20 protein-coding genes are annotated in these 19,860 nt (G+C 65.0%); 3 read left to right on the top strand and 17 right to left on the bottom strand.

Annotated elements, in window-relative coordinates; all coding sequences use genetic code 11:
- Positions 1 to 1,272: an acyl-CoA dehydrogenase family protein gene (locus AX767_RS18960; RefSeq protein WP_068632733.1), complete on the top strand. Its 1,272-nt coding sequence runs from the start codon at positions 1 to 3 to the stop codon at positions 1,270 to 1,272.
- Between the two features lie 72 nt (positions 1,273 to 1,344).
- On the opposite strand, the gene AX767_RS18955 is transcribed toward AX767_RS18960, so the two are convergent.
- From AX767_RS18955 to AX767_RS18930, 6 genes are all read right to left on the bottom strand, one after another.
- Positions 1,345 to 1,824, bottom strand: coding sequence for a GNAT family N-acetyltransferase (locus tag AX767_RS18955; RefSeq protein ID WP_068632732.1), 480 nt, complete (start codon positions 1,822 to 1,824; stop codon positions 1,345 to 1,347).
- Positions 1,821 to 2,327 carry an MOSC domain-containing protein gene (locus tag AX767_RS18950; RefSeq protein WP_068633906.1) on the bottom strand — a complete coding sequence of 169 codons (507 nt, stop codon included), beginning with the start codon at positions 2,325 to 2,327 and terminating at the stop codon, positions 1,821 to 1,823. Before AX767_RS18950 ends, AX767_RS18955 begins: the two co-directional genes overlap by 4 nt.
- A 44-nt stretch (positions 2,328 to 2,371) precedes the next feature.
- Positions 2,372 to 3,709: a phosphoglucosamine mutase gene (gene glmM / locus AX767_RS18945; protein WP_068632731.1), complete on the bottom strand. Its 1,338-nt coding sequence runs from the start codon at positions 3,707 to 3,709 to the stop codon at positions 2,372 to 2,374.
- Entirely contained in the window at positions 3,706 to 4,509 is an 804-nt protein-coding gene (folP, locus tag AX767_RS18940) for a dihydropteroate synthase (RefSeq protein ID WP_068633904.1), read from the bottom strand. The genes glmM and folP overlap by 4 nt, the downstream gene beginning before the upstream one ends.
- Before the next feature lie 113 nt (positions 4,510 to 4,622).
- Positions 4,623 to 6,548 carry an ATP-dependent zinc metalloprotease FtsH gene (gene ftsH / locus AX767_RS18935; RefSeq protein WP_068632730.1) on the bottom strand — a complete coding sequence of 642 codons (1,926 nt, stop codon included), beginning with the start codon at positions 6,546 to 6,548 and terminating at the stop codon, positions 4,623 to 4,625.
- A 167-nt stretch (positions 6,549 to 6,715) separates the two neighbouring features.
- Entirely contained in the window at positions 6,716 to 7,396 is a 681-nt protein-coding gene (locus AX767_RS18930) for an RlmE family RNA methyltransferase (RefSeq protein ID WP_068632729.1), read from the bottom strand.
- 20 nt (positions 7,397 to 7,416) lie between these two features.
- On the opposite strand from AX767_RS18930, the gene AX767_RS18925 reads away from it, so the two are divergent.
- Both AX767_RS18925 and AX767_RS18920 read left to right on the top strand, forming a co-directional pair.
- Positions 7,417 to 7,896 carry a YhbY family RNA-binding protein gene (locus AX767_RS18925; RefSeq protein WP_068632728.1) on the top strand — a complete coding sequence of 160 codons (480 nt, stop codon included), beginning with the start codon at positions 7,417 to 7,419 and terminating at the stop codon, positions 7,894 to 7,896.
- 2 nt (positions 7,897 to 7,898) lie between these two features.
- Positions 7,899 to 8,660 carry a glycosyltransferase gene (locus AX767_RS18920; RefSeq protein ID WP_068632727.1) on the top strand — a complete coding sequence of 254 codons (762 nt, stop codon included), beginning with the start codon at positions 7,899 to 7,901 and terminating at the stop codon, positions 8,658 to 8,660.
- On the opposite strand, the gene AX767_RS18915 is transcribed toward AX767_RS18920, so the two are convergent.
- The 11 genes from AX767_RS18915 to lpxD form a co-directional block, all read right to left on the bottom strand.
- Positions 8,661 to 9,077 (bottom strand): DUF4149 domain-containing protein, encoded by a 417-nt coding sequence (locus AX767_RS18915; RefSeq protein WP_068632726.1) that lies wholly within the window; start codon positions 9,075 to 9,077, stop codon positions 8,661 to 8,663.
- Between the two features lie 10 nt (positions 9,078 to 9,087).
- Positions 9,088 to 9,564, bottom strand: coding sequence for a transcription elongation factor GreA (gene greA, locus AX767_RS18910; RefSeq protein WP_068632725.1), 477 nt, complete (start codon positions 9,562 to 9,564; stop codon positions 9,088 to 9,090).
- 64 nt (positions 9,565 to 9,628) lie between these two features.
- Positions 9,629 to 10,498 (bottom strand): Kdo hydroxylase family protein, encoded by an 870-nt coding sequence (locus tag AX767_RS18905; protein ID WP_068633902.1) that lies wholly within the window; start codon positions 10,496 to 10,498, stop codon positions 9,629 to 9,631.
- Between the two features lie 13 nt (positions 10,499 to 10,511).
- Positions 10,512 to 13,742 carry a carbamoyl-phosphate synthase large subunit gene (gene carB, locus AX767_RS18900; RefSeq protein ID WP_068632724.1) on the bottom strand — a complete coding sequence of 1,077 codons (3,231 nt, stop codon included), beginning with the start codon at positions 13,740 to 13,742 and terminating at the stop codon, positions 10,512 to 10,514.
- A complete protein-coding gene (gene carA, locus AX767_RS18895; protein WP_068632723.1) occupies positions 13,735 to 14,907 on the bottom strand; it encodes a glutamine-hydrolyzing carbamoyl-phosphate synthase small subunit in 1,173 nt (390 codons plus the stop codon). Before carA ends, carB begins: the two co-directional genes overlap by 8 nt.
- 140 nt (positions 14,908 to 15,047) lie before the next feature.
- Positions 15,048 to 15,827, bottom strand: a complete 780-nt coding sequence (locus tag AX767_RS18890; protein WP_068632722.1) for a TrmH family RNA methyltransferase — start codon at positions 15,825 to 15,827, stop codon at positions 15,048 to 15,050.
- Entirely contained in the window at positions 15,824 to 16,474 is a 651-nt protein-coding gene (gene rnhB, locus AX767_RS18885; protein WP_068633900.1) for a ribonuclease HII, read from the bottom strand. The genes AX767_RS18890 and rnhB overlap by 4 nt, the downstream gene beginning before the upstream one ends.
- Positions 16,446 to 17,579 carry a lipid-A-disaccharide synthase gene (gene lpxB / locus AX767_RS18880; RefSeq protein WP_237288495.1) on the bottom strand — a complete coding sequence of 378 codons (1,134 nt, stop codon included), beginning with the start codon at positions 17,577 to 17,579 and terminating at the stop codon, positions 16,446 to 16,448. The genes rnhB and lpxB overlap by 29 nt, the downstream gene beginning before the upstream one ends.
- A gap of 41 nt (positions 17,580 to 17,620) precedes the next feature.
- Complete coding sequence (lpxA, locus tag AX767_RS18875) at positions 17,621 to 18,409, bottom strand: acyl-ACP--UDP-N-acetylglucosamine O-acyltransferase (protein ID WP_068632721.1); 789 nt, start codon at positions 18,407 to 18,409, stop codon at positions 17,621 to 17,623.
- Between the two features lie 10 nt (positions 18,410 to 18,419).
- Positions 18,420 to 18,869 (bottom strand): 3-hydroxyacyl-ACP dehydratase FabZ, encoded by a 450-nt coding sequence (fabZ, locus tag AX767_RS18870; RefSeq protein ID WP_068632720.1) that lies wholly within the window; start codon positions 18,867 to 18,869, stop codon positions 18,420 to 18,422.
- On the bottom strand, positions 18,866 to 19,852 hold the full coding sequence (lpxD, locus tag AX767_RS18865; RefSeq protein ID WP_068632719.1) for a UDP-3-O-(3-hydroxymyristoyl)glucosamine N-acyltransferase: 987 nt from the start codon (positions 19,850 to 19,852) through the stop codon (positions 18,866 to 18,868). The genes fabZ and lpxD overlap by 4 nt, the downstream gene beginning before the upstream one ends.
- Between the last annotated feature and the right edge of the window lie 8 nt (positions 19,853 to 19,860).

Raw genomic sequence — 19,860 nt, 5'->3', positions numbered from 1 at the left:
ATGGATTTCGAATACTCGGCCAAAACAAAAGACCTCCAGAAACGCGTCAAAGCGTTCATGGATGAGTACATCTACCCAGCCGAGGCGGACTACGCTGCCGAGCTGGCAGCGAACACTGCCGCCGGCAAGCGCTGGACCGCGCTCAAGACCGTCGACAAGGTCAAGGAAAAAGCCAAGGCCCAAGGTCTCTGGAACCTGTTCCTGCCGGTCGACAGCGCGTCGGCATCGGGCTACGAAGGGGCTGGACTGACCAACCAGGAATACGCACCCCTGGCCGAAATCATGGGCGCGGTGCCATGGGCGAGCGAAGCATTCAACTGCTCGGCGCCTGACACCGGCAACATGGAAACCATCGCGCGCTACGGCTCCGAAGCCATCAAGGCGCGCTGGCTCAAGCCGCTGCTGGACGGCGAGATCCGCTCGGCCTTCGCGATGACCGAACCCGACGTGGCCTCGAGCGACGCGACCAACATCTCGACCCGCATCGAACGTCAGGGCGACGAGTACGTGATCAACGGCCGCAAGTGGTGGATCTCCGGCGCTGCGGACCCGCGCTGCGCGGTGTTCATCACCATGGGCAAGACCGATCCTGAAGCCGCCAAGCATTCGCAGCAGAGCATGATCATCGTGCCGGCAGACGCCAAGGGCATCAAGATCATTCGCCCGCTCACCGTGATGGGCTTCGACGACGCGCCGCATGGCCACGTCGAAATGACGTTCGACAACGTGCGCGTGCCCGCGGACAACATGCTGCTCGGCGAAGGCCGCGGCTTCGAAATCGCCCAGGGTCGCCTTGGCCCCGGACGCATTCACCATTGCATGCGCCTGATCGGCCTGGCCGAGCGTGCGCTCGAACTGATGTGCAAGCGCGCCTCGTCGCGCGTCGCCTTCGGCAAGAGCGTGGCGTCGCAAACCGTCACGCAGGAACGCATCGCCGAAGCCCGCTGCAAGATCGACATGGCCCGCCTGCTGACGCTCAAGGCCGCCTGGCTCATGGACGTGGCCGGCAACAAGGTCGCCCGCAACGAGATCGCGATGATCAAGGTGGTCGCACCGTCGATGGCCTGCCAGGTCATCGACTGGGCGATGCAAGTGCACGGTGGCGGCGGCATGTCCGACGACTTCCCGTTGGCCTATGCGTACACCAACGCCCGCACGCTGCGCTTCGCGGACGGCCCGGACGAAGTGCACCGCAATGCGATCGCGAAGTGGGAGCTGGGCAAGTACGCCACCGAAAAGCGCGAGCTCGAAGCACCTGTGACCCGCTTCTGATTCCGCCCGATGTTTTGCCATCGCAAGATGGCATCAGCCGCCCGCGCCGCAAGCGCCGGCGGCTTTTTTGATCTACAGCGTCTTCTGCAGGAAGACGGCGGCGCCGAACGCCGGGTCGAGCTGGTAGGCAGCGAACCCTTCACGTTCATAGGCACGCAGCGCGGACTGATTGCCCGACAGCACCTCCATCGTGAGCTTGCAGGCGCCGCGTGCGCTGGCCTCCTGCGCCACTCGTCCCAGCATGCGCTGCGTGATGCGCTGGCCCCGATGGCTCGCCACCACCACGACATCGTGCACATTGACCAGCGGACGGCAGACGAACGTCGAGAAGCCTTCGATGCAGTTGACGAGCCCGACCGGCATGTCACCGTCGAACGCCAGCACGCTGAACGCCTGCGGCCGTGCAGCGAGCGCAGCGGGCAGGCCCTGCTTCACTTCGGGTGCGAGCGCGGTGCCACCACCGGCCGGGTCGCGTGCGTAGGCGTCGAGCAGTTCGACGAGCACGATCGCGTGCGCAGGGTTCCGGTAGTCCGCCAACAGAATGTTGATCACACAGGCTCCAGTCGCCGCGATGTGCCCGCGGGCAATTCAATGCCGATCGGATCGCCGGCCATCACGTCACCGCCGACGAGGACGACCGACATGACGCCGGCCTTGCGCACGAGCTTGCCGTCGGCGTCCTGCGCCAGGGTGGCCGCCATGAGACCGCGTTGAAAGCGATCGATCTGGCTGCACGGGTTGCGCAAGCCGGTCAGTTCGACGACCGCCGTGGCGCCGAATGTCAGCCGGGTGCCGGTCGGCAGGCCGAGCAGATCGATGCCGCGCGTCGTGATGTTCTCGCCCAAGTCACCGGGGAACACCGCGAAGCCGGCCTCGACGAGTTCATCGAAAAGCTCGGCGTGCAGCAGATGCACTTGACGCAGATTCGGCGCTGCCGGATTTCGCGCCACGCGCGAGCGGTGCTGCACCGTCTGCCCCGCGTGCGCGTCACCCTCCACGCCCAGACCTTCGATCAAACGGATCGAGGGTTCGGCATATTTCGAGAAGCTGTGCATCCCGCTCGCGTGCACGGCGGCGACTTGGGGCACGACGGGTTCGGTCAAGTCGCAGGCTCCAATGTGGCGGCGATGCGGCGCGCGCACGCGTCGGCCTGGGCGGCATCGCGCGCCTCCACCATCACGCGCACCAGCGGCTCGGTGCCGCTGGCACGAATCAAAACGCGACCACTGTCGCCGAGCTCGGCTTCGGCGCGTTCGGTCTCCGCTGCGAGCGCCTGATTGGCCTTCCAGTCCTGCCCCGGCGCAAGGCGCACGTTGATCAGCGTCTGCGGGAACAGCGTGACGGCCGCGAGCAATTGCGCCACCGTCTTGCCGCTGCGCACGCAGGCTTGCAACACCTGCAGCGCGCTCACGATGCCGTCGCCGGTGGTATGGCGGTCGAGCGCCAGCAGATGGCCGGACCCCTCGCCCCCCAGCAGCCAGCCGCGCTTTTCCAGTTCTTCGAGCACGTAGCGGTCGCCCACCTTGGCGCGGACCAGCTCGATGCCCTGCGCGCGCAGCGCCATTTCGACGGCCTTGTTCGTCATCAGCGTGCCGACGACGCCGATTGGCTTGTCGCCCCGCGCGATGCGCTCGGCCACCATCAGATAAAGCAATTCGTCGCCGTTGAACAACCGGCCCGTGGCGTCGATCAGTTGCAGCCGGTCGGCATCGCCGTCCAGGGCGATGCCGTAATCGGCACCTTGTGCTTTCACCGCTGCAATGAGGGCCTCGGGATGCGTCGCGCCGACGTCCTTGTTGATGTTGAGGCCATCGGGCGCGCAACCGATGCTGGTCACATCGGCGCCCAGTTCATGGAACACCTGGGGCGCGACCTGGTAAGCCGCGCCGTGTGCACCGTCGACCACGAGCTTCATGCCGCGCAGCGTCAGGTCGTTGGCGAAGGTGCTTTTGCAGAACTCGGTGTAGCGACCGGCGGCATCGTCGAGCCGGCGTGCCTTGCCGAGCTGTGCCGATTCGGCCCACGCAGGCGGCTCTTCGAGCGCCGCCTCGACGGCCAGTTCCCACTCGTCGCTGAGCTTGGTGCCTTGCGCGCTGAAGAACTTGATGCCGTTGTCGGGAAAAGCGTTATGGCTCGCGCTGATCACGACGCCAAGACTGGCTCTCTGAGCGCGCGTGAGGTACGCGACGCCGGGTGTCGGCAACGGGCCCAGCAGCACCACGTCGACGCCGGCCGAATTGAAGCCCGATTCGAGCGCGGATTCGAGCATGTAGCCCGAAATGCGCGTGTCCTTGCCGATCAGCACCTGCGGTCGCGCCTCGGTCAGCTTGAGCACGCGGCCCACGGCGTGCGCCAGTCGCAATACGAAATCAGGCGTGATCGGGGGCTGCCCGACCGTGCCGCGAATGCCATCGGTGCCGAAATATTTTCTGGTCATGGGTGTTGCTCCTGATCTTGTTGTTCTGCCTTCATGGCGCGCCAGACCGCCAGCGCGGCCACGGTGTCGCGCACATCATGCACGCGCACGATCGCGGCGCCACGGTCCACCGCCAGCACCGCGGCAGCGACGCTGGGCGCCATCCTCTTGCCGGCATCGGCAATGCCCGCGACCGCGCCCAGCGACGATTTGCGCGACCAGCCGGCCAGCAACGGCCGGCCCGCCACGGCGAGTTCGCGCTGCCGTGCGAGCAATGAAAAATTCTGCGCCACCGTCTTGCCGAACCCGATGCCGGGATCCAGCACGATGCGCGATGGGTCGATCGCGCGTGCGCGCGACGACGCAACGCGATCCGACCAGAAGGACAACACGTCGACCACCACGTCCCCGTGCATCGGCTCGGCCTGCATCGTCTGCGGATCGCGGTGCATGTGCATGACACAGATGCCACAGGACGCGTGGCTCGCCACCACCTCGAGCGCGCCCGGCTGCCTGAGCGCCCAGACGTCGTTGACGATGTCTGCCCCCAGGTCGAGCACCGCACGGATTACCTCGGGCTTGTAGGTATCGATGGAGATCGGCAGGCCGAGCTTCACGGCTTCGCGCACGACGGGCAGCACGCGCGACAGTTCCTCGCCCAACGGAACGGCCGGACTGCCGGGACGGGTGGACTCGCCGCCGATGTCGAGAATGTGGGCGCCCTCGGCGACGAGCTGTTCGCAGTGCCTTATCGCGCTGGAGGTCGAACCGTGCGCGCCGCCATCCGAGAACGAGTCCGGCGTCACGTTGACGATGCCCATCACCTTCGGCTCGGCCAGATCGATGACGAAGCGTGCCGTCGTCCAGTACTGCGACGCGCCATGAAAAACGGGGCCAGAGGCCCCGTCGGTCGTTGGTGTGGTCACCGTGTTGCTCAGGCCGCCGTCGATGCCGGATCCGGCTTGACGGCCGGCGTGCCGCCCGTGCCGCCACTGCTGTTGCTGCCTGCAGGTGGAATGCGCGGTGTCCAGTCCTTTTGCGGCCGCGGCTCCTTGCCGGCCATGATGTCGTCGATCTGCTCCATGTCGATGGTTTCCCATTCGAGCAGCGCCTTGGCCATCGCATGCATCTTGTCGCTGTTCTCTTCGATCAGGCGGCGTGCCAGCGCGTATTGCTCGTCAATGATGCGGCGCACTTCGGCGTCGACCTTCTGCATGGTCGACTCGCTCATGTTGGTCGTCTTGGTGACCGAGCGCCCGAGGAACACTTCGCCTTCGTTGTCGGCATAGACCATCGGTCCGAGCGACTCGGTCATGCCGTACTTCATGACCATGTCGCGCGCCAGGCCGGTCGCACGCTCGAAGTCATTGCTGGCGCCGGTGGTCATCTGATTCATGAACACCTCTTCGGCAATACGGCCACCGAACAGCATGCTGATCTGATTGAGCATGTATTCGCGGTCGTAGCTGTAACGGTCCTGGGCCGGAAGGCTCATCGTCACGCCCAGCGCACGACCACGCGGAATGATCGTGACCTTGTGCACAGGGTCGCACTTGGGCAGCAGCTTGCCCAGCAGCGCGTGTCCCGACTCGTGATAGGCCGTGTTGCGGCGCTCTTCCTCCGGCATCACCATGCTCTTGCGTTCGGGGCCCATGAAAATCTTGTCCTTGGCCTTCTCGAAGTCCTGCATCTCCACAACGCGCGCATTGCGGCGGGCCGCCATGAGCGCCGCTTCGTTGCAAAGATTGGCAAGATCGGCCCCAGACATACCCGGCGTACCGCGCGCGATCACGTTCGCATTGACGTCCTGACCCGACGGAATCTTGCGCATGTGCACCGCGAGAATCTGTTCGCGACCGCGGATGTCAGGCAGCGTCACGTACACCTGGCGGTCGAAACGGCCGGGGCGCAGCAAGGCGGCATCGAGGATGTCCGGACGGTTTGTCGCGGCCACGACGATCACGCCGAGGTTGGTTTCGAAACCGTCCATCTCGACCAGCATCTGGTTCAGGGTTTGCTCGCGCTCGTCGTTGCCACCGCCCATCCCCGCGCCGCGCTGGCGACCGACCGCATCGATTTCGTCGATAAAGATGATGCAGGGTGCGTTCTTCTTGGCGTTCTCGAACATGTCTCGCACACGGGCCGCGCCCACACCGACGAACATTTCGACGAAATCGGAGCCCGAGATCGAAAAGAAAGGCACCTTGGCCTCGCCCGCGATCGACTTGGCCAGCAAGGTCTTGCCAGTCCCAGGAGGGCCAACCAGCAGCAAGCCGCGCGGGATGCGGCCGCCGAGCTTCTGAAAGCGGGCCGGGTCTTTCAGGAAGTCGACCACTTCCTTCACTTCTTCCTTGGCCTCGTCGCAACCGGCGACATCGGCGAACGTGACGGTGTTGGTGTTCTCGTCGAGCATGCGGGCCTTGCTCTTGCCGAAGCTGAACGCACCGCCCTTGCCGCCGCCCTGCATCTGTCGCATGAAGTAAACCCACACGCCGATGAGCAGAAGCATCGGGCCCCAGCTGACCAGCAAGGTCATGAGCAACGAGCCCTCTTCACGCGGCTTGACGTCGAACTTGACATTGTTGGCGATCAGGTCGCCCACCAGCCCGCGGTCGAGGTAAGTCGCGGTCGTGCGGATCTTGCGGTCGTCATTGGTGACCGCCACGATTTCGCTGCCGCCCTGGCCTTCTTGGATGGTCGCGCTCTTGATGCGGTTGCCACGAACTTCTTCGAGGAAGTCCGAGTAGCCGACGTTGTTCGCACCGGCCGCGCCGCGGGTGTCGAACTGTTTGAATACAGTGAACAACACCATCGCGATGACGAGCCAGACGGCAACTTTGGAAAACCACTGATTGTTCAAACAAAACTCCAGTCGAAAAGCGCGTGACAGAAAGATGAAAACGCGCAGAGGACACGCAATTGCTGCCTATTTTAGGCTTTTCAAGCTGCGAAACGTGGGGGTTTCCCGCTAGCAGCCACAGGCGCGGCGCGGGTTTGCCAGAAATACGGCCCCCATGCCGCTTCGTATCAATTCGTAGCGGGTTCGATCAGACCCACGCCCACCAGAAATGTCTCGGACGATTTGTCGCGGGACGCCTTCGGCTTGATGCGCTTGACGGTGCGGAACGTCGCCTTGAAAAGCCTGACGATGTCTTCGTAGCCGCTGCCATGAAACACCTTGGCAACCAGTGCGCCTTGTGGCTTCATGTGGTGACGCGAAAAATCGATCGCCAATTCGATCAGATAGGCGATGCGTGCGCCGTCGGCCGAGGCGATGCCCGACAGATTCGGCGCCATGTCCGACACGACAACATCGGCCTGCCGGCCGCCCATCGCGATCTTCAGCTGGTCGAGCACCACGTCTTCCCGGAAATCGCCCTGAAAAAATGTGACGCCTTCAATCGGTTCCATCGGCAACAGATCGAGCGCGATGATGGTGCCGTCGAGCGCACCGGCCGCCGCGCCGCCGGGCGACAGGCGACGGCGAACGTACTGGCTCCAGGCACCGGGCGTCGAGCCGAGGTCCACGACCAGCTGCCCGGGCTTGATGAGCCCGAGCGTCTCGTCGATTTCCTTGAGCTTGTAGGCGGCTCGTGCGCGGTATCCCTCCTTGGTGGCGAGCTTGACGTAGGGATCGTTGATATGGTCATGCAGCCAGGCCTTGTTGACCTTCTTGCCGGGCTTGTCGCTTTTTGGAGGGGTGCTCATCTACGCCGGATAATACGGGGATGCCCGCTATTCAACTGACCCCCGCCCAACGCAAGGTGCACCGCGCCGAAGCGCATCACCTCGATCCGATCGTCATGGTCGGTGGCGACGGGCTCACCCCTGCCGTCAAGAACGAAGTCGATGCCGCCCTCAAGGCCCATGGCCTGATCAAGGTCCGCGTGTTTTCCGACGACCGCCTCGCTCGCGAGAACATGATGGTCACGTTGACCGACGAACTCGGCGCAGCGCCAATCCAGCACATCGGAAAATTGCTGGTGCTCTGGCGTCCGAAAGTCGAGAAGGAGCGTGCGGTCGACGAAGACCGAATGCCCGGACCGCGCGACGTCAAGGTCGTGAAATACAGCAAGCGCTTCGGGCAGCGGCCGGAAATCAAGACGCTGCGCGTGCTTGGCAACCAGCGCCTGACGCCCGGTGGCACCATCAAGCGCGCCCGCGCCAAGCCCCCGTTGTCGGACAAGAAGAAGCGCCAGGCGGACTGAGCATGGCGCCATCGGGCGCCGCACAGCGCCACATTCTTTGCATGAAGTGGGGCACCAAGTACGGCCCCGAGTACGTTAACCGGCTCTATGCCATGGTGCGCCGTCACCTCACCGGAAACTTCAATTTCGTCTGCCTGACGGACGACAGTCAGGGCATTCGTCCGGAGGTTCAGTGTCTGCCGATTCCGTCGCTCGACCTGAACCTGGCACCCGGCCAGCGCGATGGCGCCTGGAAAAAGCTGACCACCTTCACCGGGGACCTGCACGGCTTGCGCGGCACCGCGCTGTTTCTTGATGTCGATGTCGTGATCGTGGGCAGCCTCGACAATTTCTTTACGCAGCCGGGCGAGTTCCTGATCATTCGCGACTACCCGCGTTTCTGGCGCTTTGGCAAACGAATCACGGGTAATTCGTCGGTCTACCGCTTTCAATTGGGTGCGCATGCCGACGTGCTCGCGAACTTTCGCGCCCACCTGGACGATGTGCAGGCCACGTACCGCAACGAACAGGCTTACCTGTCGGACTACTTGCACAAGCAAGGCAAGCTGGGCTACTGGCCGGAAGGCTGGTGCCCAAGCTTCAAGTACCACGGCATCCCGCTATTTCCCGCGAACCTGTGGCGCGAGCCTTTCGTGCCGGAAGGTGCGCGCATCGTGATTTTTCACGGCGAATGCAACCCGCCGGACGCGCTGGCTGGCCGCCGCAACCGGCTCTTTCGCTACATTCGTCCCGCGCGCTGGATCGCGAAGTTCTGGAAAGAGTGATCAGGCCGCGCGGCGCGGCGCCATTCGCCACAGCAGCGCGCCGGCACAGGCCCACTGCCCAAGGTACATGCCGCTGCCGACGGCATGCCACAGCTTCAGGTTGTCGCGAGCGAGAATGCGCGGTGACACCGCGTACGACTGAAGGAGCGCGAGCAGCAGCGCGAACACGATCAGGGTGATCGCCGCGCGCGTCGGCGCATCGATGCGCTCCGTCATCCTCGAGCGGAAATAGGTCAGCAGCGCGAGTCCGCAGGCCAGTGCGACCCAGGTCTGTGCCGCAAACAGCTGGCCCGCAAAATTGCCCGCGACAGCCGGGTTGCCGAGCTTCGCGAAAAGCATCGGCACCACGAGAAAGCCGGTCGTCGTGAGGCTGCCCCACCAGAGGGCCGCCACCAGCAACGCAAAACGGTCTTTCATCGTGCCGCGTTCAGATGTAGCTGACGCCGACGATCTCGTAGCGTTTCAGGCCACCCGGCGCCTGCACCTCGGCCGTGTCGCCCTCCTCCTTGCCGATCAAGGCGCGCGCGATCGGGCTGGAGATGTTGATGAGCCCGAGCTTCAGGTCAGCCTCGTCCTCGCCGACGATCTGGTACTTCACCGCCGAGCCGGATTCTTCTTCTTCGAGCTCCACGGTGGAGCCGAAGACGACCTTGCCGCCGGCATCGAGCTCGGTCGGGTCGATGATCTGGGCCGCCGAGAGCTTGCCTTCGACTTCCTGGATGCGGCCTTCGATGAAGCCCTGGCGGTCCTTGGCGACTTCGTACTCGGCGTTCTCGCTCAGGTCGCCCTGCGCGCGCGCTTCGGAAATCGCGTTGATGACCCAGGGGCGGTCGACCGTCTTCAGTTGATGCAGTTCAGCGCGCAACTTCTCGGCGCCGCGTTTGGTGATGGGGATGGTGGCCATGGTTGGTTCTCCATAAAACGAAACCGCCGAACGATGCCGTTCGGCGGTCGATTGGGGGGACAGATCAGACGAGCTTGCGTCCGGTCAGCCGGCTCAGGATGGCGAGCGGGCTCGAGTCTGGATTGTATTGCTTCGCCGCGGGCAGATGAAGCGTCTGCTCGAGCATGTACTGGCCCGACATGACGGCGTGCGAGGTCTGGTCGGAAAAACACACCCACACCGAGCCGGGCGGGAACGCCGCGGTCTCCTGCGGTGACGTCTTCTGGTAGTCCAGGTCCGACTTCATGCCGTCGTGCAACTGCAGCATCAAGTGGTCGTATTCGCTGCGCAGCGATTTGGTCACCCGCAACGCGCGCAGCAGTCGGGCTTGCCAGCGCACATACGGCTTCGCGCGCGGCAAGAAGCGCCTGGCGACCTCTTCAAACGGTTCGCCAACGCGCCAGACCCGCGGCATGTTGTCGGGGTTCACGTTGGTGAACACCCGCAGGATGCGCTCGCCGTAGTTCGGTCGCGACGGAAATGAATCGACATGCAGCCGCTTGTCGTCGGCGCGCCAGGATTGCACCCGCGTTTCGACGTGCGCCGGCCGGTAGCTGGTCGGCGCGAGCCGCAGCGCGGGCTTGTAGTCCGGTAACAGACCATGGATGAGCGCCTGCGCCTGTGCGCTGAAACGCCCCACCATCGCGGCGACCGCGCGCTGCGTCGATTCGTCACCGGCCACGCCCTTGATGCGCCCGTCTTGCGACAGGCTGATGTTGCGCACGTCGGGCGACAGCACACCCGGCGTGAGCAAGGCACGTTCGGTGGCCAGCAACTCGAATGCCAGGCGCGGAAAGTACAGCACCTTGCCGGCCTCGAGCGCCGCGATCCAGTCGTCGTTCGGCGTGGCCGCGCGCCAGTCGGTCAGACCGAGTTCGACGAGTTGCGTGTCCATCGCCTTCGCCATGTCAGACCATGGCGGCCAGCTGCGCGTGCATCTCCTGCACGGAAATCACGCCCAACTCGTCCATGTGTTGCATGCCTTCGACCGCCGCTTCGGCGCCGAAGATCGTGGTGAAGGTCGTCACGCGCGCGAGCAGGGCCGAGGTGCGGATCTGGCGCGAGTCGGTGATCGCGTTGCGGCGCTCTTCCACCGTGTTGATGACCAGTGCGATCTCGTTGTTCTTGATCATGTCGACAATGTGCGGACGGCCTTCGGTGACCTTGTTCACCGTGGCGCATGAAACGCCAGCGGCCGCCATCGCCGCGGCCGTGCCCTTGGTCGCGATCAATTCGAACCCCAGCTTGGCCAGACCGCGCGCCACGTCGACGGCGCGCGCCTTGTCGTTGTTCTTCACCGAGACGAAGACCTTGCCGGACTTCGGCAGGATGGTGCCGGCACCGATTTGCGACTTGACGAACGCTTCGCCGAAAGTCTTGCCCACGCCCATGACTTCGCCGGTCGATTTCATTTCCGGACCGAGGATCGTGTCCACGCCCGGGAACTTGACGAACGGGAACACGGCCTCTTTCACGCTGAAGTACGGCGGCGTCACTTCCTTCGTGATGCCCTGCGACGCCAGCGACTGGCCCGCCATGCAGCGCGCCGCGACCTTCGCCAGCTGGATGCCGGTCGCCTTGCTCACGAACGGCACGGTGCGCGAAGCCCGTGGATTCACTTCGAGCACATAGATGACGTCCTTGCCGTCTTTCTGCTGGATGGCGAACTGCACGTTCATCAAGCCGATCACGTTCAACGCCTTGGCCATGGCGGCGCTCTGTCGCTTGAGCTCGGTGATCGTGTCGGCGTTAAGGCTGTACGGCGGGAGCGAGCAGGCGGAGTCGCCCGAATGCACGCCAGCCTGTTCGATGTGTTCCATCACGCCGCCGATCAACGTGCCGCCCTCGGCGTCGCGGATGCAGTCGACGTCGCACTCGACCGCATCGTTCAGGAAGCGATCAAGCAGCACCGGCGAGTCGTGGCTCACCTTGACCGCTTCGCGCATGTAGCGCTCGAGGTCGCGCTGCTCGTGCACGATTTCCATCGCGCGGCCGCCGAGCACGTAGCTCGGACGCACCACCAGCGGATAGCCCAGCGCCGCAGCCTTTTCGAGCGCTTCGGGTTCGGTGCGCGCGGTCGCATTCGGCGGCTGGCGCAAGCCGAGTTCGTGCAGCAGCTGCTGGAAGCGTTCGCGGTCTTCGGCCGCGTCGATCATGTCGGGCGAGGTGCCGATGATCGGCACGCCGTTGGCTTCGAGGTCCAGCGCAAGCTTGAGTGGCGTCTGGCCGCCGTACTGCACGATCACGCCGGCCGGCTTTTCCTTGTCGACGATCTCGAGCACGTCTTCGAGCGTGAGCGGCTCGAAGTACAGGCGGTCGCTGGTGTCGTAGTCGGTCGACACGGTTTCCGGATTGCAATTGACCATGATGGTCTCGTAGCCGTCTTCGCGCAGCGCCAGCGCCGCATGCACACAGCAATAGTCGAACTCGATGCCCTGGCCGATGCGGTTGGGGCCGCCGCCAAGCACCATGATCTTTTTATTGTTCGTGGGTTCGGCTTCGCATTCGTCCTCGTACGTCGAGTACATGTAGGCGGTGTTGGTCGCGAACTCGGCTGCGCAGGTGTCGACGCGCTTGTAGACCGGGCGCACGCCCAGGGCGCGGCGCTTCTCGCGAATGGCGGTGTCGGTGGTCTTCAACTGGCGCGCGAGGCGGCGGTCGGAAAAGCCCTTCTTCTTGAGTGCGAGCAGCGTGTCCTTGTCGATCTGGTCGAGCGACATGGTTTCGAGTTCAAGCTCGATCTTCACGATCTCCTCGATCTGCACCAGGAACCACGGGTCGATTTTGGTGAGCGAGAAGACTTCGTCGACGCTCAGGCCCATGGCGAACGCGTCGCCGACGTACCAGATGCGCTCGGGGCCGGGCTCGCCCAGCTCCTTCTCGAGCACTTCGCGGTCCTGCGTCTTTTCGTTCAGGCCGTCCACGCCGACTTCGAGTCCGCGCAGCGCCTTCTGGAACGACTCCTGGAAGGTGCGGCCCATGGCCATCACCTCGCCCACCGACTTCATCTGCGTCGTGAGGCGCGAATCGGCCTGCGGAAATTTCTCGAAGGCGAAGCGCGGAATCTTCGTGACCACGTAGTCGATCGAGGGCTCGAACGAGGCCGGCGTGGCGCCGCCCGTGATGTCGTTGCGCAGCTCATCGAGCGTGTAGCCGACGGCCAGCTTGGCCGCGACCTTGGCGATCGGAAAGCCCGTGGCCTTCGACGCCAGCGCCGACGATCGCGACACGCGCGGGTTCATCTCGATGACGACCATGCGGCCGTCCTTCGGGTTGATCGAGAACTGCACGTTCGACCCGCCGGTGTCGACGCCGATCTCGCGCAGCACCGCCAGAGAGGCGTTGCGGAGAATCTGGTATTCCTTGTCGGACAGCGTCTGGGCCGGCGCCACGGTGATCGAATCGCCTGTGTGCACGCCCATCGGGTCGAGGTTCTCGATCGAGCAGACGATGATGCAGTTGTCCGCGGTGTCGCGGACCACTTCCATCTCGTACTCTTTCCAGCCGAGCAGCGACTCTTCGATCAGCAGCTCGTTGGTCGGCGAGGCTTCCAGGCCGCGCTTGCAGATGGTCTCGAACTCGTCCGGGTTGTAGGCGATGCCGCCGCCGGTGCCGCCAAGGGTGAAGCTGGGGCGGATCACTGTCGGGAAGCCGAGCGTCTTCTGCACGGCCCAGGCTTCGTCCATCGTGTGGGCGATGCCCGAGCGCGCCGACCCGAGACCGATCTTGGTCATCGCGTCCTTGAACTTCAGACGGTCTTCGGCCTTGTCGATGGCTTCGGGCGTGGCGCCGATCAACTCGACGTTGTACTTGGCGAGCACGCCATGGCGCCACAGGTCGAGCGCGCAATTGAGCGCGGTCTGGCCGCCCATCGTCGGCAGGATCGCGTCGGGCTTTTCCTTGGCGATGATCTTTTCGACCGTTTGCCAGGTGATCGGCTCAATGTAGGTGACGTCGGCCGTGGCCGGGTCGGTCATGATCGTCGCCGGGTTGCTGTTGATGAGGATGACCTTGTAGCCCTCCTCCCGCAGCGCCTTGCAGGCCTGCACGCCCGAGTAGTCGAACTCGCAGGCCTGGCCGATGATGATCGGGCCGGCGCCGATGATGAGGATGCTCTTGAGGTCTGTGCGCTTAGGCATTTTTATGTTTCTCCATCAATGCCGTGAAGCGGTCGAACAGGTAGCCGATGTCGTGCGGACCCGGCGATGCCTCAGGGTGGCCCTGGAAGCAGAAGGCCGGCTTGTCGGTGCGCGCCAGGCCTTGCAGCGTGTTGTCGAACAGGCTGATGTGGGTCGGGCGCAGGGTGGCGGGCAGCGACTTCTCGTCGACCGCGAAACCGTGGTTCTGGCTCGTGATGCTCACGCGGGCGTTGTCCAGGTCTTTCACCGGGTGGTTCGCGCCGTGGTGGCCGAACTTCATCTTGAAAGTTTTCGCGCCCGAGGCCAGCGCCATGATCTGGTGGCCCAGGCAAATGCCGAAGGTCGGGATGCCGGTTTCGATCAGTTCCGCGACCGCGGCGATCGCGTAGTCGCACGGCTCGGGGTCGCCCGGGCCGTTGGCCAGGAAGATGCCGTCGGGCTTCAGCTTGAGCACGTCGGCCGCCGGCGTTTGTGCCGGCACCACGGTGATGCGCGCGCCGCGCTGCGCGATCATGCGCAGGATGTTTTTCTTGACGCCGTAGTCGAAGGCGACCACGTGGAACTTCGGGGTGATCTGCACGCCGTAGCCCGCGCCGAGCTTCCACTCGGTCTGCGTCCACTCGTAGGTCTGCTTGACCGAAACCACCCTGGCCAGGTCGAGGCCGGCCATGCTCGGCGCGGCCCTTGCCGCCTCGACCGCCTTGTCGATCAGCGCCTCTGTCACCGCTTCGCCCTCGGCGAGGCCGAGGATGCAGCCGTTCTGCGCGCCGTGCGTGCGCAGATGACGGGTGAGCTTGCGGGTGTCGATGTTGGCGATGGCGACCGTCTTGCCGGCCACCAGGTACTCATTGAGCGTGGCGGTCTTGCGGAAGTTGGAGGCGCCCAGCGGCAGGTCTTTGATGATCAGCCCGGCGGCGTGGATCTTGTCGGCTTCGACGTCTTCCTCGTTGACACCGTAGTTGCCGATGTGCGGATACGTGAGCGTCACGATCTGCTGGCAATAGCTGGGGTCGGTCAGGATTTCCTGGTAACCGGACATCGCAGTGTTGAACACCACTTCGCCGGCGGTGGCGCCGGCAGCGCCAATCGAATTGCCTTGAAAGACCGTGCCGTCTGCGAGCGCCAGGATGGCGGGCGGGAAAGCTCCCTTGAGAGACAAAAGCACTGGGTTCTCCGGATGGATGACGCCCAGAGCGCACCCAAGGAGTTGACTCGTTGGGTCGCGACTTTCGTCGAGGAGTTGGCTTGCGTGCGCGGTGGGCGGGGGTGAATGCGGGAAAGCCCTTGATTATAGCGACCCGGCCTTCAACCGGCGGCGCCGGCCGCACTCGCGTGAAGGCAAATAGCGGCGGCTGCGGCCACGTTGAGCGACTCCTCACCGCCGGGCTGCGCGATGCGGATGCGGTGGCGCGCGCGCGCTTCCAGTTCGGGCGACACGCCCTGCCCTTCGTGCCCCATCAGCCAGGCGCAGGGATGCGGCAGGCGGGTCTGATGCAGCCATTCGCCGTGGTGCGAGCTGGTCGCGACCATCGGCACCGCCAGCCCGTCGAGCACTTCAGCGCCGACGCCCTCGATCAACCGGAGCCCGAAATGCGCGCCCATGCCGGCCCGGAGCACTTTCGGCGCCCACAGCGCCGCCGTGCCCTTGAGCGCCACCACCTGCGTGAAGCCGAACGACGACGCGCTGCGCAGGATCGACCCGACATTGCCCGCGTCCTGCAGCCGGTCGAGCACCACAGTCGCGGCGTCGGTGAGCAGCTCGGGGCGCGGCGGCAGGTCGAGCACGAAACCCATCGGCGCCGGCGATTCCAGGCCGCTCAAGGCAGCGAGCAGTGCGTCGTCGATCACGATCGTCTTGACGGCGGCCTGCGTCCATTGCGCAGGCGCCACCGGCCAGAACGATGCGGAAAACACGCCGATCGCAGGCCGAACGCCGCGCGCCAGCGCCGCGCGGCACAGGTGATCGCCTTCGAGCCAGAGCCGTCCGAGCTTGCGGTAAGCGCCCGGGTCTTGCGCCAGTTTTCGCAGGTCTTTCAGCAGCGGGTTGTCCCGCGAGCTGACGTGGCTGACCTCCGGTGCCGTCATGCGGAGATCTGCACCTGGACCACGGCGCCGCGCGCCAGTGCCGCCGCGACCGGACTGAACGAACGGCGATGGTGCACGCAGGCGCCGTGGCGCAGCAGGGCATCGAGGTGTTCGGGCGTGCCGTAGCCCTTGTGGCCGGCAAAGCCGTAGTGGGGAAATTCGTCGTGCAGCTGCTGGCACAGCCTGTCGCGATGCACCTTGGCCAGGATCGATGCGGCCGAAATCGCCTTGACGCGCGAATCGCCCTTGACGATGGCTTCGGCCAGCACGTCGAGCACCGGCAGCCGGTTGCCGTCGACCAGCACCTTGGCCGGTTTCAGGCGAAGGCCTTCGACCGCGCGACGCATGGCGAGCATCGTTGCCTGGAGGATGTTGTGCGTATCGATTTCCTCGACGGAGGCGTGCGCCACGGAGCAGCACAGCGCGCGCGCCAGGATCTGGTCATTGAGCCGTTCGCGCTGCAAGGCCGTCAGCGTCTTGGAGTCGGCCAACCCGCGAATCGGATGCTTGTCGTCGAGGATGACCGCCGCCGCCACGACGGGTCCGGCGAGCGGGCCGCGGCCGGCCTCGTCGACGCCAGCGAGCAAGCCCGGCACGTCCCACAGCAGGGACGCCTGTTCAGCCTTCAAGAACGTTCTGGATCGCATCGGCGCACAGTGTCGGGGTATCGCGCCGCAATTGCGAATGCAGCGCGGCAAATCGTTGTTCGAGCGCCGCGACCGCATCGGGCGCGTGGAGCCACGCGAGCGTGGCCTCGGCGAGTGCAGCAGGCGTCGCGGCGTCCTGCAACAACTCCGGCACGGCGAACTCGCCGCACAGGATGTTGGGCAAGCCCACCCACGGTTGCAATTGCTGGCGCTGCATCAGGTGCCAGGACAGGCGGTTCATGTTGTAGGCAATGACCATCGGGCGCTTGAAGAGCGCCGCTTCGAGCGTGGCAGTGCCGCTGGCGATGAGCGTGACATCGCAGGCCGCAAGCGCCGCGTGCGATTGCCCGTCGAGCAGCGTCACCCGCCCGGCCATTCCCGCCGTGCTCAGCAGCCCCTCCACCTCGGCATGAAGCCCTGGCAGGATGGGTGCGACGAACTGGAGAGACGGTTGCGCCCGCAGCATGAGCGCCGCGGCCGCAAAGAACCTCGAAGCCAGATAGCGCACCTCGGAACGCCGGCTGCCGGGCAGCAACGCCACGACGGTCGCGTCGGCCGCGAGACCGAGCGCCGCGCGGGCCGCTCCGCGGTCCGGCGTCATGGGGATCACGTTGGCGATCGGATGGCCCACATAGGTTGCCGCCACGCCCTCTTTGGCGAGCAGTGCGGGCTCGAACGGAAAGATGCACAGCACGTGGTCGGCCGCCGCGCGAATCTTGTCGATGCGACCGGCGCGCCAGGCCCAGATCGATGGGCACACGAAGTGCACCGTCTTGATACCGCTACAACGCAGACCCGCCTCGAGGTCGAGATTGAAGTCAGGTGCGTCGACGCCGATGAACAGTTCAGGCTTGTCAACCAGCAGCCGCGCCTTCAGATGACGCCGGATGCCGGCGATCTCGGCGTAGTGCCGCAGCACCTCGATGTAGCCGCGCACCGCGAGCTTTTCTTGGGGCCACCAGCTTTGGAACCCATGCGCCAGCATGCGGGGTCCGCCGATGCCGACGGTTTGCAAATCGGGCCAACGAGCGCAAAGGCCATCGAGTAAAAGCCCGGCCAGAAGGTCGCCCGACGGCTCGCCGGCGACCATTGCGAACCGGCGCATGGCGGTATCGGCCGTCACGACACGAGGCGGCGCCGACATCGCTAGCGCGCGATGCCGCCGACGGAGCTGCCGAGAAACGCATCCATCAGCGCGACGTCCGCCGCGGCGCCGGGCGTCTGCCCGGCCAACGCGAGAATGGCCGCGCGGGATTCGTCCAGCGTCTTGCCTTGCCGGTACAGGAGCTTGTGCATCTCGCGGATCGCGGCAATGCGTTCGGCCGAAAAGTCGCGCCGGCGCAGCCCGACGAGGTTCACGCCGCGCACCGCGAGCGGGTTGCCGTCCACCACCATGTAGGGCGGAATGTCCTTGCCGACGTGGCTCGCGAAACCGACCATCGCGTGCGCGCCGATGCGCATGCGCTGCAGCACACCGACCAGTCCGCCCACCGTGGCCCAGTCGCCCACCTCGACGTGTCCGGCGAGCGTGGCGGCGTTGGCCATCGTGATCTGGTTGCCAAGCTGGCAGTCGTGCGCGATGTGCACGTACGCCATGATCCAGTTGTCGTTGCCGATGCGGGTGACGCCCACGTCCTGCGCCGTGCCCAGGTTGAAGGTGCAGAACTCGCGAACCGTGTTGCGATCGCCGATCACGAGTTCGGTGGCCTCGCCCGCGTACTTCTTGTCTTGCGGCACTGCGCCGAGCGAGGAAAACTGGAAGATTCGGTTGTCGGCGCCGATGGTGGTGTGCCCTTCGATCACGCAATGGGCGCCCACCGTGGTGCCGGCACCGATCTTCACGTGCGGCCCGATCACGGTGAACGGACCCACCGACACCGAAGCGTCGAGTTGGGCTTTCGGGTCGACGACCGCCGTCGAATGAACCTGCGTCATGCGCCCAGGATCAGCTGAGCTGGCGCATCGCGCACATCAGCGTCGCTTCGCAGGCCAGCGCATCGCCGACCATCGCGCGTCCGCGGAACTTGGATATGCCCGCCTTGATGCGGTCGATTTCGACCTCGAGCGTGAGCTGGTCGCCCGGCTCCACGGGCCGCTTGAAGCGCGCGCCGTCGATGGCGGCGAAGTAATAGACCGTGTTGTCGTCGGGCACGATGTCGTGCGAATAGAACGACAGCAGCGCGGCGGCCTGCGCCATCGCTTCGAGCATCAGCACGCCAGGCATCACGGGTCGGTGCGGAAAGTGGCCGTTGAAGAAAGGCTCGTTCATCGTCACGTTCTTCAGGGCGGTGATGCGCTTGCCCTTTTCCATGTCGAGCACCCGGTCGACGAGCAGAAAGGGATAGCGGTGCGGCAGCAGCTTGAGGATGTGATGGATATCGAGCGTCGTCGTCATGGTGTTTTGTCCTGCTGCATCGTTTTTTCAAGCGCCTTGAGCCGCTCACGCAGACTGTGAAGTTGCTTGAGCGTCGCAGCGTTTTTTTCCCAGGCAGCATTGTCGTCGATGGGAAACATGCCGGTGTACTGACCGGGCTTGTGAATGGAACGCGTGACCACCGTAGCCGCCGAGATGTGTACGCCATCGGCCAGCGTCAGGTGGCCCAGCACAATCGCGCCACCGCCGATCGTGCAGTGGGCGCCGATGACGGCGCTCCCCGCGACGCCGACGCAACCGGCCATCGCCGTGTGTTTGCCGACGCGCACGTTGTGGCCGATCTGGATCAGGTTGTCGAGCTTCACGCCGTCTTCGATGACGGTGTCTTCCAACGCTCCCCGATCGATGCAGGTGTTGGCGCCGATCTCGACGTCGTTGCCGATCCGCACTGCGCCGAGTTGCTCGATCTTGACCCAGGCGCCTTCGTGCGGCGCGAGGCCGAACCCGTCGGCACCGATCACCACGCCCGGATGCAGCAAGCAACGCGCGCCGATCACGCAATCTTCGCCCACGGTCACACGGGACTTGAGCACCGTGTCTGCACCGATCCGGGCGCCTCGCTCAACCACGCAGAGCGCGCCGACGTGGGCCGTCGGATCGACGCTGGCCTCCACGTCGATCACCGCGCTCGGATGAATACGCTCCGCCACGGGGCGCGCATGTTGCGCCTTCCACAGTTGCGTGAGCCGCGCGAAATACAAGTACGGATCGGCCGTCACGATGCAGGCGCCACGCGCCGAGGCCGGAGCCTTCATCGCGATCGACACGATGACGCATGCAGCCCGTGAAGCCGCCAGCTCTTTCTGGTATTTGGGATGGCTCAAGAATGCGAGCGCATCGGGCATCGCACTTTGAAGCGGCGCCAGCCGCTCGATTGCCGCCTCGGGATCGCCCACGAGCTCGCCGCCAAGGGCCTCGACGATGGCGCCAAGCCGCATGGCCACTGCTGTTT

The sequence above is a fragment of the Variovorax sp. PAMC 28711 genome, from assembly GCF_001577265.1.
In the GTDB taxonomy this organism is placed as follows: Bacteria; Pseudomonadota; Gammaproteobacteria; order Burkholderiales; family Burkholderiaceae_C; genus Variovorax.
The sequence above is the reverse complement of the archived record's forward strand: the minus strand, read 5'-3'. Positions and strand labels throughout refer to the sequence as shown.

Bases quoted from the DNA above. Each gene is read 5' to 3' on its own strand.
- AX767_RS18960 (WP_068632733.1), top strand. From the start codon at position 1: ATGGATTTCGAATACTCGGCCAAAACAAAAGACCTCCAGAAACGCGTC.
- AX767_RS18890 (WP_068632722.1), bottom strand. From the start codon at position 15,827: ATGACGGCACCGGAGGTCAGCCACGTCAGCTCGCGGGACAACCCGCTG.
- AX767_RS18925 (WP_068632728.1), top strand. From the start codon at position 7,417: ATGCCCGCTATTCAACTGACCCCCGCCCAACGCAAGGTGCACCGCGCC.
- AX767_RS18950 (WP_068633906.1), bottom strand. From the start codon at position 2,327: ATGCACAGCTTCTCGAAATATGCCGAACCCTCGATCCGTTTGATCGAA.
- glmM (WP_068632731.1), bottom strand. From the start codon at position 3,709: ATGACCAGAAAATATTTCGGCACCGATGGCATTCGCGGCACGGTCGGG.
- AX767_RS18930 (WP_068632729.1), bottom strand. From the start codon at position 7,396: ATGAGCACCCCTCCAAAAAGCGACAAGCCCGGCAAGAAGGTCAACAAG.
- AX767_RS18915 (WP_068632726.1), bottom strand. From the start codon at position 9,077: ATGAAAGACCGTTTTGCGTTGCTGGTGGCGGCCCTCTGGTGGGGCAGC.
- AX767_RS18920 (WP_068632727.1), top strand. From the start codon at position 7,899: ATGGCGCCATCGGGCGCCGCACAGCGCCACATTCTTTGCATGAAGTGG.
- folP (WP_068633904.1), bottom strand. From the start codon at position 4,509: ATGGGCATCGTCAACGTGACGCCGGACTCGTTCTCGGATGGCGGCGCG.
- lpxB (WP_237288495.1), bottom strand. From the start codon at position 17,579: ATGCGCCGGTTCGCAATGGTCGCCGGCGAGCCGTCGGGCGACCTTCTG.
- greA (WP_068632725.1), bottom strand. From the start codon at position 9,564: ATGGCCACCATCCCCATCACCAAACGCGGCGCCGAGAAGTTGCGCGCT.
- fabZ (WP_068632720.1), bottom strand. From the start codon at position 18,869: ATGACGACGACGCTCGATATCCATCACATCCTCAAGCTGCTGCCGCAC.
- AX767_RS18905 (WP_068633902.1), bottom strand. From the start codon at position 10,498: ATGGACACGCAACTCGTCGAACTCGGTCTGACCGACTGGCGCGCGGCC.
- carB (WP_068632724.1), bottom strand. From the start codon at position 13,742: ATGCCTAAGCGCACAGACCTCAAGAGCATCCTCATCATCGGCGCCGGC.
- lpxA (WP_068632721.1), bottom strand. From the start codon at position 18,409: ATGACGCAGGTTCATTCGACGGCGGTCGTCGACCCGAAAGCCCAACTC.
- rnhB (WP_068633900.1), bottom strand. From the start codon at position 16,474: ATGCGATCCAGAACGTTCTTGAAGGCTGAACAGGCGTCCCTGCTGTGG.